This window comes from Chryseobacterium sp. C39-AII1, from assembly GCF_039672645.1.
Classification (GTDB): Bacteria; Bacteroidota; Bacteroidia; order Flavobacteriales; family Weeksellaceae; genus Chryseobacterium.
On sequence record NZ_JBDFPQ010000010.1, the window covers coordinates 113,128 to 127,223 of the forward strand.

The window sequence follows — 14,096 nt, forward strand, 5'->3', positions numbered from 1 at the left end:
GCCGAAGGCCGCCCGAACCTTTTCTTTATAGTATTTGAATTGGTTTTTTGAATTCGTCGATCGCTACAAAAGTGAAATCACCTACAATCGCTTTTTCCTTTTCATAAGAATACATTTGTTCGGTGTAGATTTCAACATTTACCTTCATACTCGTTTTTCCTACATGAGAAACTTTTCCTACCAATTCTACGATAGTACCTGCAGGAATTGGCTTTTTAAAATCAATTTTATCGCTGCTTACCGTTACCACGCGTTTCCTGGCAAATCGGGTCGCGGTGATAAAAGCCACTTCGTCCATCAACTGCATGGCAGTACCTCCGAAAAGCGTATCGTAATGATTGGTTGTATTAGGGAAAACCGCTTTAAAAATTCTGGTTACGGATGCTTCAATTCTTTCTTCTGTAGTCATATTTCATTATAAATTAAGGCGAAATGAAATAGTATCAAACAACAGAACAATAACAGGAATCTTAGAAATTCCTGAAACATCTATTAGATCAATAAAACTTCAAATCGCGAAAGTTTTTTGTTTAAGAAATAGGCAGGTCTCCTGACTCGTAACATCATTTATCTCCTTCCCATCTCGCCTGATAACGAAACAGTGGACTTTTGATAAAGACTTTAGTTACTTACAGTTGCGCGACAGTTCGTGATTTTCACACGATTCCCTTTTAATCTGCAATTAAGCAGAACCGATTTCTGAAAAAGCGATTGGCTTTTCTGGGTGCAAAAATAAGGATAAAACAGTAGAAAATAAGATTTATTCCGGATTATTATAAATTATTTGATTGATGGCTCTTCCTTTATTGATGCTCCAAAGGGTGGTATAACGGTTTTCACCGGAACCATTAATCATATAAAGGAAAATATGGTCATCATCCAAGGCGGTTACCCCAATATTTTCAAAATCCATAGAAGGCTGGAACAAATTTTTAATCGCATCTCTCACAAATACAGAACCTCTTCCGGGTTGTTGTACTCGGATAGATTTTATTTCCGTCATACCTTCAGGGATTTCATTGCCAATTCCCCAAGGTTTTACTTTATCAACCGTCAAAATTTTCCCGCTTGCATCTTTTTCCTGTCTTTTAAGATGAGCATACGAAGGGTAAACATCAATGATAACCTTCGTTCTCTGATTAGTCGGAATTTTCTGATTAGTATCGTCTGTAAAAATTAATGATTTTCCGTTTTTAGATTTTGAAGGTGTAAATTTCGGAAGCTGATCAATAAAGGCAACACGCTCTTTATTTACCATTCCTTCTTTATTCAGGCTGTCGTATCTTACGAAAGGTTTTTCAGAATCTTGTTTTTCAGGATATTTTATCCAGATCCATTCTGTTTCTCCCGGTGCAGGTTTTACGTAAACAAAAACATCTCCCGTTTTCATGCGAATTTTATCAATAATTTTTCGGTAGTCGTCTTTATGAACGCGTACCATCGCATAACCTTCCTGAGCTTTTACTACCCCAAAAGGAACTTTATTTTGCCCTTTTACAGAAGCTAAAGAAAACAGACTGAAAACAGATAAATATAATGCCTTTTTTACGGAAATCATCATGAAATTTTTTTGACTGTTCAAATATATAAATTAAATACTTTTCTGAAGATAATTAAACTGTTGCAATTCTTTTAAATCTTTAATTTGTTTTAAATAATTATCAAAAATCGGGTAAATCACAATAGTCAATTATTTTTCATTAAGAATTTGCTGCATATTAATGCTGTTGCTTTTGCATCATCTAATGCTCTGTGAAATTTAAAATCTTCTTTTATATTCATTTTTTCTAGCATTCTTTCTAATGAAATTCCAGATGTAGAATCAAAATAGAAAATTCACTTTTTATTTCAAAAGTTTTCTTGTCTAGTTTTACGGCACCAATTTCTAAAATATTCGTTTCATTTTTTCCAAAAGTTTTGCAACTTCCTTCTAAATCATAAATTACGAGATCGCTTGAAAATTTCATAAGGTAGTTTTAGTTTTTTAAGTTTGTTTGCTATTCAATTTCAATTTTGTGGTAAGACATCCAACGCTTCAAATTCCCAACCATCCTTTTTAAATGATCTTCATTCAGGAAAATATTCGTCCAATATTCAAATCTATCGCATTGCACACTTATATAATAGCTCATAATTGCTAAACATCCGAAAGGAAGAAGCTTTTTTTCTTCATCGCTAATTTCAATCACAGATTCATACCCTTTCAAAAAATTGTTTGCTTTTATTTGAAATTCTTCTTCGTTTAAATGAGTTGAAAATAACTGAAATAAGAAGTAAGAAATATCAAAACATAAATAGCCATTTCCACAAAAATCAAAATCAAAAAAAGTGATTTCTTTTTCGTTATTAATATGCAGATTATCAAACCAAACATCAAGATGAACTGCTCCAAATCTCATTTTACTTTTGTCAAGACTTTCCATTTTTAACTTTAAAAAAGCGGAAAGTGATTCTAAGAATTGAACTTCGCTGATGTTTGTATTATAAAATTCTTTTGTTTTTAAAATAGGATTTGTAAGCAAATTTTCTAAAGTATAAGGCATTCTTTTCAGTTCGATATTTTCAGTCGATTGATGAACTTTGGCTAATGCCTGCCCGATTAGAAAACTTGTCTGAGGTGAAAATTTTGCTGTTTTCACACCTTTCGCATATGAAAATAGAACTCCAAACCTTTTTCCTTCCGATGCTTCAATTTCCTGAATAAACTGTTTCGATTCATCAACTATTGGAAAAGCAACTTGTCGCCCCGCGTTTTTTAGTAATGTTAAAAGTCTTAATTCTTCTTCAATTTCCAGCCTCGTTCGCCAATTATGAGTGTACACTCTAAAGACATATTTGTTTTCCCCATCAAAAACAATATATAAATGATTCATCGCAAGTCGGAATATCTTGCATTCCGTTTTATCGCTTAGATCATATTTTTGTTGAATAAGTTTACCAAGTTCGTTGGGGCAAAGTGTACTGTTTATTGTTGGAAATTTCGTTGTCATTAATTCTCAATAGGAGCTGGTTATTTAAGATTGTAAAATTATACTTTATCTGAATTAATAGCTAAAATATTCTTTATATAAACAAGAACTGCTCTAAAAAAGCTTTTATTTTAAAATTAAAACTTTAGATACCACACCTGCCTTTTATGGCAAAAAGTGGTCTTATAGTTGTATATTCTTGATCATGAAATTTTACGATACAGTATTGTAAAATGTATAACACACCAAAAAATTTAATATGAACAACGACAAAACAGTATCAGTATTGAATGATCTGCTGAACATTACCAACGACAGAATTGAAGGATTTTCTAAAGTAGAAGATAAAGTTTGGGATACCCATTCGGGGCTTAAAAGTGATTACGATCAAATGGTTTCACAGTCTCAGACCATGAAAAACGATTTGATTCATTTAATTAATCAAAAAGGAGGAGAAGCAGATAATACCACAAGTACAGCTGGGGCAATTCACAGAGCATGGATTGATGTGAAGAATTCATTTTCAGGAGATAAAGATGATTCTACTCTTGGAAATGTAGTTTTCGGTGAAAATGCTGCGATTGATGCCTACCAAAGCGCACTTGATAGCGGAGATCTTTGCCCTGAAAGCACGAGATTGGTTTCTGATCAGCTGCATCATCTAAAATCATCTTATGCTAAATTTGAAAATTTAGAAGATAGAAATTAAGCTCAAAACTTATAAATAGTCAGAAGGTTGTCTTTATAGGCAGCCTTTTTTATTTTGAAAATAGTCCGTAAGCCTAATTCTGGTCAGTTCTTTTCTTTAGAACTAAACATGAAAAACTTTTTTAATAAAGTTGAATTTGAAATATAAAATGCTGATAAATGCGTGAAATGTAATTTTATATAGTAATAATGTAATGAATAATCCGATTTTTTAGTTTATTTTTAAGTGAATTTTTAAAACCATGAAAAATATGACAAAAAATCTACTTTATTTATTCCTGTTTTTATCCGGAATTTCATTGTTTCAAAGCAAAATTAAACTTACAGAAGAATCGGAATCTGCTTTTTTCTGTGATACCAACGTACCACTGAATGTTCAGGTATCCAATGTAACGCTCACAACCGGAACCGTAACCTGGACTGCCGATCCCAACACTCCTGAAAACACAGTAAGATTTAGAATGGTAGGATCAGCAACGTGGTCTGTAGTTACTTCTATAACGGGTTTGTCTTCTTTTACAATGACGGGATTAACACCTTGCACAGCGTATGAAGTGCAAGTGGCTAAAATCTGTTCTGTGGTAGGAACTTGGTCGGAACCTATTATTTTCACAACCTCATTAAATTACTGCGCAAGTAATTCCACTAATAATAATGTGGTGCATATTTCTAATATTACCTTCAATGCGACAGGTTTTCCGGCTATGGTAAGCAATTCCGGAGCTTCACTGTATACAGATTACCGCCCAGATCCAGCGCGACACATCACTGCTAATGTAGGAACTACCGGTAATACATTGGCCGTTAGCAGAACATGGAATGGCACGCCAACTCCTTTTAGAGTACAGGCTTGGATAGACTTTAATGCGAATGGAATTTTTGATAATTCAGAAATGGTATTGAATATGAATTCCGGAACAGCGCCTATTGTAACGAGCTCATTTAACATTCCGGTACTTGCATTTACAGGAACGAATAGCCCAATGTGCGGAACGACCATGAGGGTTATTGTGTCGCCGGAAATTGTCAGTAACGGATGCGGAACTTTCGCAGAGGGCGAAGTTGAAGATTACGGAATTACATTCTCAAGCAGTTTCTTATCTACAAATGAAGCCGGCAAGAAAAATGAAGTGACGATTTATCCCAATCCAGCATCAGAAATTCTTCATGTTTCAGGAATTACCACCAATGCAAATTTTGAAATCTATAATGTTTTGGGACAAAAAGTAGAGGAAGGAACGGTCTCTAATAATAAAATTAATCTGCATAATATGACAAGAGGAAATTATTTTCTTCATGTAAAAGATAAAGATCAGTCAGTTCAATTAAAATTCATTAAAAAGTAAATATAACAAAAGAGAGTGCCCATAAACACTCTCTTTTTATTTTTAAATTAATCGTTTCTTAATTTTGACCGTATTTTATTATTCTTCACAATATTTCGGAATTCTAAAATCTGATCTTTCGTGAAAAACTTTTTCGGAACCATATTCATGATCTGAGCCGTTTGGTAGATCAAAAACCAGTCTTTTTTTTCTTTCACTTTATAGACCGTATTCCAAGCAAATTCTGAATCAAAGGTTTCTCCTTTAGATTGAATATTTTCATTTGTAAACGTATAAGAAATATTTTCCTGAATCATTTGGTTTGAATAAAAAATTTTCCTCACACTAAAATACGTTCGAATGATAATAAATACAAAAAAGATCAACAGCCAGACAGAAGCAGATTCCATAAATTCCCGGTTATCATTATCTGTATTATAATAATTGATTCCAAAGAATATCAATGCAATTATTGGAAATATAATGATTCGTATTAATGAATTTTTTAGGTTGAATAGTAAAAAATCCTTAAAAACGATTCGTGTTTCTACCGTCATTGTTGAAATTTAAATTCTTTCCAGTTCATCGGCATCAATCGTGGTTTTGAACATTCCGTAATTCACGATCACTTTATTTCTCGAAATTTTTTCAATCGTTCCGACACTCGTACTTCCTGAGATTCTTACACGTTGTCCCACTTTCATCCAAAGCGCGCGGTCGGTTTTACGTTTTTCTTCAAGCTTTTCGTTGGTTTCTGTGATTTTTTCGATCACTTCCTCTTTCTTCAGCTGTTGTGTGATTTTTCTTTTCACAACCTGAAGTCTTTTGGATTCATCTTTATCAGCTCCAATTTTTCTGAATTTTTCCTGTTCCAGAATTTTCACAAAATCTTTTACCACATCTTTCCTCGATTTGCCTTTCACGTAACTGTCGATAAAAGATTCAATTTTGGTTCCGAACTGAAGTTTACGATGTTCTTCTTCATACAGTTTCTGGAAATTGAATAACTTTTGTTGAAGCTGTTCATTCAGTTTTTGAAGATTATCGCGTTTGTCTTCCACAGATTCTTTTCTTTCGGCAAGATCGGTTTTCAGTTTTTCAACTTCATATTTTTCCTGCTGAAGCTTTACAATCGTTTTGTCCAAATTCACAATATCATGTTCCACTTTTTTCTTCGCAGAATGAATGATAAACCTCGGGATTTTATTCTTCTCGGCAACCTCAAAAGTAAATGAACTTCCGGCCTGTCCGACTTCCAATTTATACATCGGTTCCAGCGTTTCTTCATTAAAAAGCATCGCCGCATTCTGAGCATGCGGAAGTTGTTCTACCGCCAATTTAATGTTGGTGTAGTGGGTTGTAATGATCGCGAAACTCTTTTTATCGTAGAAAAATTCAAAGAAACTTTCTGCCAAAGCACCTCCCAGTTCAGGATCAGATCCTGTTCCAAATTCATCAATGAGTAAAAGCGTATTAGCATCGGCTTCACGAATGATTCCGCCCATTTTCTTCAATCTTGAGGAATACGTTGAAAGGTGATTTTCAATCGATTGATTATCACCAATATCGGTCATGATTTTATCAAAGAAAAACATCTCGGATTTCGGATGAGTTGGGACCAAAATTCCACTCTGAATCATCAATTGAAGCAATCCTACTGTTTTCAATGTGATTGATTTTCCTCCCGCATTCGGTCCGGAAATACAGATAATTCTGTTTTGATCCGTTAAACTCAGCGTTTGTGAGAAAATGGTTTTGTTTTCCGCTTTATTTCTTAAAAATAATAAAGGATGGAACGCTTCTCTTAATTTTAAGGTCTTATGACGATTGATTTTTGGTAAAACTCCGTTAATCAATTCTGCAAATTTTGCTTTCGCTCTCGTTAAATCAAGGTCGAAAATATACATTTGATATCTCCAAAGCTGAGGTTGAAATTCTGCCAATTCTGCGGTTAATTTTCGCAAAATCTTGTCAATTTCCTTCTTTTCTTCCTCTTCGCTTTCCTTTAATTTAAAATAATGCTTTACGACAGAATCAGGCTGCATATACGTGATAGAACCCGTTTTTGAAAGTCCTAGAACTCGCCCAGCCACTCTTTTCTTGTAGGCAGATTTTACCGCCAACACCCTTTGGTCATCAATGATCGTTTCGCGAATATCATCCAAGAAATCACTTTGCCCGTAATTGAACAAAGCGCGGTTGAAATTTTCGGTAATTGCTTTTTTAGCAATCTGAATTTCTGCTCTTAACGCTTTTAAAACGGGAGAAGCCTCACTTTTTACTTCACCAAAACGGTTAAAAACTTTATCAACTTTATCAATAATTTCTTTTTTGAATTCCAACACAGAAACATCCTGAATTAAGGTAGGAAAAGTTTCAGGCATCGTTGGGAAAAATTTCTGTAGTTTCCCGATTTGCTCCGTGATGGTTTTGATTCTGATGAAAGCGCTGTTCTCAAGACGGTAATTCTCGATCAGCATGAGTTTTAGCTCACTTTCAATATCTTCATATTCATCAAACGGAATCGCATTTGAACTTTCAAAACTCGACAAATATTCGGACGTTTTTTTCAATGAAAGTTCTGCCTCGTCAATTTCCATCGGACGAAGTTGAAGAATTTTCTCTCTTGTTTTCGGAGAATACGCAAAAGGAGAAATTTCCGCGAGCAATTGCGGAAACTCTAATTCGTTTAAATCTTCTTTATTTATATACACATTGCAAATTTAGTGAGAAAATGTGAATGTTAATTTGAAAATGAGTGAATTTGATGATTTGAAAATATCTATTGATCAGGATTTTTTATATTTGAGCATGAAACTTGAAACCGAAAGATTAGAACTAAAAGGAATCAACGAAAGCCATGTCGATGATATTCTGAAAATCCGAAGTAATGAAATCATCAATCAATTCGTGCAAAGAAACTCTCCGAAGAATAATTACGATGCGCTGCAATTTATTTTAACCATTAAAGAAAGAACTCAAAATAATCAAACTTATTATTGGGGAATTTCTTTAAAAGATCAACCGAATCTGATCGGAACAATTTGTCTTTGGAATTTCTCTGAAGATCGAAAAGAAGCAGAAGGAGGATATGAATTATTACCCGCTTATCACAGAAAAGGCATCATGTCTGAAGCATTAAAAGCGGTTTTAGATTTTGGTTTTAATAATTTACATTTGCAGGAAATTGTTGCAATGACCAATAAATTCAACGAAAACTCAAAAGGTCTTCTTTTAAAACATGATTTTGTGTTGGAAGAGGGAAGGGAAGATGAAGGTTTTCCGGATAATTTGGTTTTTAGTTTGAAGAAATAGAGTTTCATTTGTCATTTCGACGAAGGAGAAATCTAATTTTTTATTCCTTAAATTTGTCGTTTAAAAGAGATTCTTCACTGTGCTTCATTAAGAATGATAGTCTGGCGTTAAAATTGAATTCTCAAATTAAATCCTTCTCAAATTTTCAAATTAAAAAAATGACCTGGACAGAAATATTAGCCCCTATAAAAAGCACTCCTTATTTTACCAACCTTTGGGAAAAAGTAAAGCAAGAATACGCAACCACAAAAGTTTTTCCACCGAAAAATCAGATTTTCAGAGCATTGGAAATTACACCTTTTGATGATATTGAGGTGGTGATTATCGGACAAGATCCTTACCATAATGATTATCAGGCGAATGGTTTATGTTTTTCTGTTTCCGAGCAGGTTGCTGCACCTCCTTCGTTAAAAAATATTTTTACAGAATTGAAAGATGATATTGGAGTTGAAAGAACTTCAAAAGAATTAGACGATTGGGGAAAACAAGGCGTTTTATTATTAAATGCCACATTAACAGTTTGTGCGCATACACCAAACTCCCATAAAGATCTGGGGTGGGAAACATTTACCAATTTTATCATTAAAGAAATTTCAGACAAAAAAGAGAATGTAGTTTTTGTTCTTTGGGGAGCTTTTGCGCAAAAAAAAGCCGAATTTATAGATCCGACTAAGCATTTTATTTTGAAGTCGGCGCATCCTTCACCGTTTTCTGTGTATAGAGGATTTTTTGGGAGCAAGCCGTTTTCAAAAATCAACGAATATTTAATCTCAAAAGGAAAGAAGCCTATCTCGTGGTAGGCTTTTCTCCTGTTTTTTTAATGGTAATTCCTATTTTATAATTTCCGGCTAATGCTCTTGTGCCGTCTTTTGAATTAGGGTAAGGTGTAACTTCAGCCAAGGAAATGGTATAACCGTTAAATGCTGCAGATTTAGAATAATTTCTTCCCGTATTATCCATTGTGGCAAGACTTAAATTCATAGGTCGGGTAGTGGTTCCCATCACCTGAACGCTCGCAACGGCGACTCCGGCCCAAATGCAATTTACATCTGTAGGGCAGCGGCTGTCTTCTGTAATGCCTGAAAAAGTGACATTCATTTGAAATTCTTTCAGAAATTTATTCTCACCTTCTTTGAAATAGATGATTTCTCCGTCAGCATTCATAGGTTTCAATTCTTTATCTTTAGTCTGTGAAACTGAAGTTTTTGTTGAGGTTTTCGCTTCCTTTTGAGCACTGCAGTTAGCTAATGTTAAAAGTCCTACACTGAATATGATGGTTTTATGTAACATGATTTTTCGTTTATAAAATACTAAGTATATTCAATATTACTACCAAAAACATTGCCACGCCTACCACAAAGCTGAAACCTGTTCCGTAGATGAATCCTACAAAAGCTCCTTTGGTAGATTTCCAGGCTTTTGTAATGTCTTTGCTGTCGTGTAGCAATTCTCCGATAAAAACTCCCGCGAACATTCCTACCAAAAATCCTAATGGAATTGGTAAAAATAATCCTACGATCGTTCCTACAACTGAACCAATACTTCCCCAACGTGTTCCACCGTATTTTCTGTTGGTTTTTGCCGGAATTACGTAGCTTAAAACAACAGAAGCAATCGTCAATATTCCGAAAACCCAAACGTATATCATGGGAAGATCTGCATCCGTTCCGAATTTGTAAATTAATAATCCACAAATACTTAGCAATAATCCCGGTAAAACGGGTAAAAATGTGCCGAGTATTCCCACGAACAGTAAAACGAGACAGAGAATATTGATTAATGTAGTATCCATATTGAAAATTTATAATGCAAGATATAAAATAAAGAAGAATTTTGTGTATGGTTAAAAATTTTTGGGATGATAATTGATGCAGAATATTTGAATCTATTTACTTTAAGATCGATCGTAAATTTTTTAAATTTGCTGTAATGAATGACCAAATAAAAGAAACCAAAAGTTTTTTACAGGAACTTACCGAACCGCTTTACGGCTACATAAGTAAAATATCACCCACAGGATTGGATTGGGTTTTACATATTATCGTGAAGTTATTTTTACTGTGTGCCATATTTTTAATCTTAGACTTTGTCTATAAGTTTATCATCAATTTTGTATTCAGATTTTTTCGCAATCAGGAAAAGTTTCCTATTATACAATCTATTTATCAGTCGAAAATATCAAATTCTTTAGCTCATATCGGGGCTTTGGTTTTTATAGGAAGTATTCATGAGTCCATTTTTTACGGCGCTTTACCGGCAACAACCATATTTATCAGCAGATGTATAAATTTAGCATTAGTAATGATTATTGCAGGAATGCTTTATCGTGCTTTAACAGCTTTTAGACATTATTTTACTATTAAGCAAGATTTCTACAAAATCATGGCATTGAATGCAATTTCTGAAACAGTGAAAATCCTCGGAATTTTTATCTTTTCTGTATTAGGAATTTGTGTGATATTTGGTATAAAAGGAAGTACGATTGTCGGTAGTTTAGGGGCGATTACTGCAGTTTTAGTATTGGTTTTCAGAGATACCATCTTAGGTTTTGTAACAGGAATTCATGTTGCTACATCTAAAAATTTAAAAGTTGGAGATTGGGTAAGTATTCCAAAATATACGATTGAGGGAAACATTACAGAAATTAATCTTTTAACAACAAAAATTACCAATTTTGATAAAACGGTTTCCACAATTCCGACGTATGATCTGTTGACGACAGAGATCAAAAATATGCAAATCATGTCTGAATCGAATACGCGAAGAATTAAAAAGTCAATTTATTTTAATATCAATTCATTTAAATTTTTAACAGATGAAGATATTGAACGTTTAAAGCAAATTAATCTAATTGCGGATTATTTGGAAGGAAAAACCGCTGAATTAAGAAAAGAGAAGGAAAATATTAAGCATAAAGATAAAGTTGTTAACGGAAATCAATTGACAAATATTGGTGTTTTCCGTTATTATGCTCAGAAATACATTGAAAATGATCCTGATGTAAATCAGGAAGCGGCAATGATGGTTCGCCAGCTGGATATTACAACGCAAGGCCTACCAATGGAAATTTACTGTTTTGCCAACGATTCGAAATGGGAACATTTTGAGCAAATTCAAGCTGATATTTTCGATCACTTAATGGTGGCTTCTAAAGAATTCGACCTTCAAATCATGCAGATTGGCTTACCGAAATAATAATCTGCTAATAATTAAAGACAATTAAAATGTTTATACGAAAAAGCCCAATTTTTAAGTTGGGTTTTTTTATTTTTGTAGCATGACAAAATTAAGTGTAAACATTAATAAAATTGCAACACTTAGAAACGCCAGAGGTGGCGAAACACCAAGCGTTACGGAAGCTGCAATTAAAATTCAGGAGTTTGGCGGACAGGGAATTACGATTCACCCAAGACCTGATGAAAGACATATTACGAGAAAAGATGTTTATGATCTGAAACCGCTGGTTACCACGGAATTTAATATCGAAGGAAATCCTCACAGACCTTTTATTGATATGGTTTTGGAAGTAAAACCTGAGCAGGTGACTTTAGTTCCGGATGCTGATGATGCAATTACATCAAACGCGGGTTGGGATACAAAAAAACACTTAGATTTTCTTACTGAGATTATTGCAGAGTTTAAAAATGCAGGAATCAGAACGTCAATTTTCCTTGATCCAACGCCTGAATTGGTAGAATATGCTGCTAAAACAGGAGCTGACAGGATTGAATTATACACGGAAGCTTACGCAAAAGATTATTTAATCAATAAAGAACAGGCGATCAAACCTTATTATGATACTGCAGTTATTGCTTCTGAATTTGGATTAGGAATTAATGCAGGACACGATTTAAGCTTAGATAATTTAAAATATTTTGCTGATAATATCCCGAATTTACTGGAAGTTTCCATTGGGCATGCTTTGGTTTCTGAAGCTTTGTATATGGGATTAGAAAATACAGTTCAGGCTTATCTGAAGAGATTGGCACAATGGTAGGCTGAAGGCTGGAAGCCGGAAATCAGATGCTGGAAGTTTTATGCAGTCTTGATATTAACTTCTTGCTTCCATCATTCATCTTCTATCCTTAATAAACAAAAACTTATGGAAATTTTACATTCAAAAATATTTGGCGAAACGCTTTCGTCGACACCGCTTTTAGTATTTCACGGATTGTTTGGAATGCTTGATAACTGGGGAGGTTTTGGTAAAGATCTTGGAGAATTTTTACCGATTCACCTTATTGATCTGAGAAATCATGGAAGAAGTTTTCATTCTGAAGATATGTCTCATGATGATTTGGCTGATGATATCATGCGTTATATGAATCATTATGGAATTGAAAAAGCACATATTTTAGGGCATTCTCTCGGCGGAAAAGCAGTGATGCAATTTGCGATAAAATATCCTCAAATGGTTGATAAACTGATTGTTGTTGATATTTCCCCAAAAGCATATCCTCCACATCATCAGGGAATTATTAAAGCATTGCAAAGCGTTGATTTCGATACAGTAAATTCTAGAAATGAAGTAGAAGCTGTGTTGACACAATACATTCCTGAAAAATCAACAATTCAGTTTTTAACAAAGAATCTGTATTGGGATGATGATAAAAAACTAAACTGGAGGTTCAATCTTAAAACATTAGCAGAAAAATACACTGAATTTGTTTCAAATGCTATAAAATTTGGAGTTTTTGAAGGTGAAACTTTATTTATCGCAGGCGAGAAATCAAATTATATTCTTCCTCAGGATGAATTCTCGATTAAGCAGCAGTTTCCAAAAGCAAAAATTGTAACCGTGAAAAATGCGGGACATTGGGTTCAGGCTGAAAATCCTGTTGATTTTGCTAAAGTTGTAAAGGGATTTTTGAATTTAGATTAATAATATTTTGAATTTTGTTGTAATTTGTTAAAATTTTCTTAAAAATAATTTTATTCTTCTCCGTGTGAATTTTTTTTGATACTTTAGGCTCTCTAAATCACTAAATATTAATACCATGGAAAAGAAAAATTCTAAAAAGCCTTTCTTTGCTACTTTCTTAGAAAAACAAATTAAAGATCCTGAAACTATTCAGGGTGGTTCGTCGCCTATCCTTACAGCTGCTCTTGAAGACAGTCCGATAACTACAAATCCGTTGAAAGATTCTGTTACTTCTGTCGTAATGGATACCGTTACGCGTCCCGGAGGCGATCACGTGACTTTGAAGTTTCCTTCTGACGGAGACGATGATACGCAAACTGTATAATTAATTATCCAAATTACGATATTATGAAAAAGAAAAACTCAAAAAAGCCGTTTTTCGCTTCATTTCTTGAAAAGCAAATTCAGGATCCAGAAGCTATTCAGGGAGGTACAACTTCCATCACTACTGCTCCGTTAATTGATGCCAGCACGGCTCCTGTAATGGATACAGTTACACGTCCTGGTGGCGATCATGTAACATTGAAGTATCCTTCAGATAGCGATGAAGATACAATTTTGTTATAAAAACTATCAAAATCTAAACTAAAATCAATCAAAATAAAATATTATGAATAATAAGAATTCAAAAAAACAGCCTTTTTTTGCTAAATTTTTAGAAAAGCAATTGAAAGATCCTGAAACAGTAAAAGGAGGTACAGATATTACAATTCCTGAAAGAGATTCTGTAATGACTAACAAATTTAATGATACGGCAACATTGCCTGAAAAAGATCTAGCTCAGACTCAGAAGTATCCGTCAGACGGTGATGATGATGTGCAATATCTTGACTAATTATCTTTATAGTTTAAAATCGT

Annotated in this window: 18 protein-coding genes and 1 riboswitch; of the genes, 10 read left to right on the forward strand and 8 right to left on the reverse strand. The window is 33.9% G+C overall.

Going from position 1 to position 14,096, the window contains the following annotated elements; all coding sequences use genetic code 11:
- Positions 1-25: 25 nt before the first annotated feature.
- From ABEG63_RS15355 to ABEG63_RS15370, 4 genes are all read right to left on the reverse strand, one after another.
- Positions 26-409, reverse strand: a complete 384-nt coding sequence (locus tag ABEG63_RS15355; protein WP_267405212.1) for an acyl-CoA thioesterase — start codon at positions 407-409, stop codon at positions 26-28.
- A gap of 113 nt (positions 410-522) precedes the next feature.
- Positions 523-712: riboswitch (cobalamin riboswitch) on the reverse strand.
- 48 nt (positions 713-760) lie between these two features.
- Entirely contained in the window at positions 761-1,561 is an 801-nt protein-coding gene (locus tag ABEG63_RS15360) for a hypothetical protein (RefSeq protein WP_346586001.1), read from the reverse strand.
- Positions 1,562-1,799: 238 nt separating this feature from the next.
- On the reverse strand, positions 1,800-1,967 hold the full coding sequence (locus tag ABEG63_RS15365) for a hypothetical protein (protein ID WP_346586003.1): 168 nt from the start codon (positions 1,965-1,967) through the stop codon (positions 1,800-1,802).
- A 30-nt stretch (positions 1,968-1,997) separates the two neighbouring features.
- Positions 1,998-2,990, reverse strand: a complete 993-nt coding sequence (locus tag ABEG63_RS15370; RefSeq protein ID WP_346586005.1) for a phosphotransferase — start codon at positions 2,988-2,990, stop codon at positions 1,998-2,000.
- Positions 2,991-3,228: 238 nt separating this feature from the next.
- On the opposite strand from ABEG63_RS15370, the gene ABEG63_RS15375 reads away from it, so the two are divergent.
- Complete coding sequence (locus ABEG63_RS15375) at positions 3,229-3,678, forward strand: PA2169 family four-helix-bundle protein (protein WP_312391101.1); 450 nt, start codon at positions 3,229-3,231, stop codon at positions 3,676-3,678.
- 250 nt (positions 3,679-3,928) lie between these two features.
- Positions 3,929-5,023, forward strand: coding sequence for a GEVED domain-containing protein (locus ABEG63_RS15380; RefSeq protein ID WP_346586007.1), 1,095 nt, complete (start codon positions 3,929-3,931; stop codon positions 5,021-5,023).
- A gap of 47 nt (positions 5,024-5,070) precedes the next feature.
- On the opposite strand, the gene ABEG63_RS15385 is transcribed toward ABEG63_RS15380, so the two are convergent.
- Together ABEG63_RS15385 and ABEG63_RS15390 are read right to left on the reverse strand one after the other, a co-directional pair.
- Positions 5,071-5,559, reverse strand: coding sequence for a YcxB family protein (locus ABEG63_RS15385; RefSeq protein WP_267405219.1), 489 nt, complete (start codon positions 5,557-5,559; stop codon positions 5,071-5,073).
- 9 nt (positions 5,560-5,568) lie between these two features.
- Positions 5,569-7,716, reverse strand: a complete 2,148-nt coding sequence (locus ABEG63_RS15390; RefSeq protein ID WP_346586009.1) for a DNA mismatch repair protein MutS — start codon at positions 7,714-7,716, stop codon at positions 5,569-5,571.
- 40 nt (positions 7,717-7,756) lie between these two features.
- Between ABEG63_RS15390 and ABEG63_RS15395 the strand changes: the two genes are divergently transcribed.
- Both ABEG63_RS15395 and ABEG63_RS15400 read left to right on the forward strand, forming a co-directional pair.
- Complete coding sequence (locus ABEG63_RS15395) at positions 7,757-8,317, forward strand: GNAT family N-acetyltransferase (RefSeq protein WP_346586011.1); 561 nt, start codon at positions 7,757-7,759, stop codon at positions 8,315-8,317.
- Positions 8,318-8,475: 158 nt separating this feature from the next.
- Positions 8,476-9,117, forward strand: coding sequence for a uracil-DNA glycosylase (locus tag ABEG63_RS15400; RefSeq protein ID WP_346586012.1), 642 nt, complete (start codon positions 8,476-8,478; stop codon positions 9,115-9,117).
- On the opposite strand, the gene ABEG63_RS15405 is transcribed toward ABEG63_RS15400, so the two are convergent.
- Positions 9,104-9,607 carry a hypothetical protein gene (locus ABEG63_RS15405; RefSeq protein ID WP_346586014.1) on the reverse strand — a complete coding sequence of 168 codons (504 nt, stop codon included), beginning with the start codon at positions 9,605-9,607 and terminating at the stop codon, positions 9,104-9,106. The genes ABEG63_RS15400 and ABEG63_RS15405 overlap by 14 nt on opposite strands.
- 10 nt (positions 9,608-9,617) lie before the next feature.
- Complete coding sequence (locus ABEG63_RS15410) at positions 9,618-10,109, reverse strand: DUF456 domain-containing protein (RefSeq protein ID WP_346586015.1); 492 nt, start codon at positions 10,107-10,109, stop codon at positions 9,618-9,620.
- Between the two features lie 137 nt (positions 10,110-10,246).
- Here ABEG63_RS15410 and ABEG63_RS15415 point away from each other — a divergent pair, with 137 nt between their 5' ends.
- The 6 genes from ABEG63_RS15415 to ABEG63_RS15440 all read left to right on the forward strand — a co-directional run bounded on the left by ABEG63_RS15415 (position 10,247) and on the right by ABEG63_RS15440 (position 14,073).
- Positions 10,247-11,512, forward strand: a complete 1,266-nt coding sequence (locus tag ABEG63_RS15415) for a mechanosensitive ion channel domain-containing protein (protein ID WP_346586016.1) — start codon at positions 10,247-10,249, stop codon at positions 11,510-11,512.
- An 82-nt stretch (positions 11,513-11,594) separates the two neighbouring features.
- A complete protein-coding gene (locus ABEG63_RS15420) occupies positions 11,595-12,314 on the forward strand; it encodes a pyridoxine 5'-phosphate synthase (protein ID WP_346586017.1) in 720 nt (239 codons plus the stop codon).
- A 105-nt stretch (positions 12,315-12,419) separates the two neighbouring features.
- Positions 12,420-13,199 (forward strand): alpha/beta fold hydrolase, encoded by a 780-nt coding sequence (locus ABEG63_RS15425; protein ID WP_346586019.1) that lies wholly within the window; start codon positions 12,420-12,422, stop codon positions 13,197-13,199.
- Positions 13,200-13,314: 115 nt separating this feature from the next.
- Complete coding sequence (locus ABEG63_RS15430; protein ID WP_267405228.1) at positions 13,315-13,563, forward strand: microviridin/marinostatin family tricyclic proteinase inhibitor; 249 nt, start codon at positions 13,315-13,317, stop codon at positions 13,561-13,563.
- Between the two features lie 23 nt (positions 13,564-13,586).
- Positions 13,587-13,805, forward strand: a complete 219-nt coding sequence (locus tag ABEG63_RS15435; RefSeq protein WP_346586021.1) for a microviridin/marinostatin family tricyclic proteinase inhibitor — start codon at positions 13,587-13,589, stop codon at positions 13,803-13,805.
- Between the two features lie 43 nt (positions 13,806-13,848).
- Positions 13,849-14,073 carry a microviridin/marinostatin family tricyclic proteinase inhibitor gene (locus tag ABEG63_RS15440; RefSeq protein ID WP_267405230.1) on the forward strand — a complete coding sequence of 75 codons (225 nt, stop codon included), beginning with the start codon at positions 13,849-13,851 and terminating at the stop codon, positions 14,071-14,073.
- Positions 14,074-14,096 lie beyond the last annotated feature (23 nt).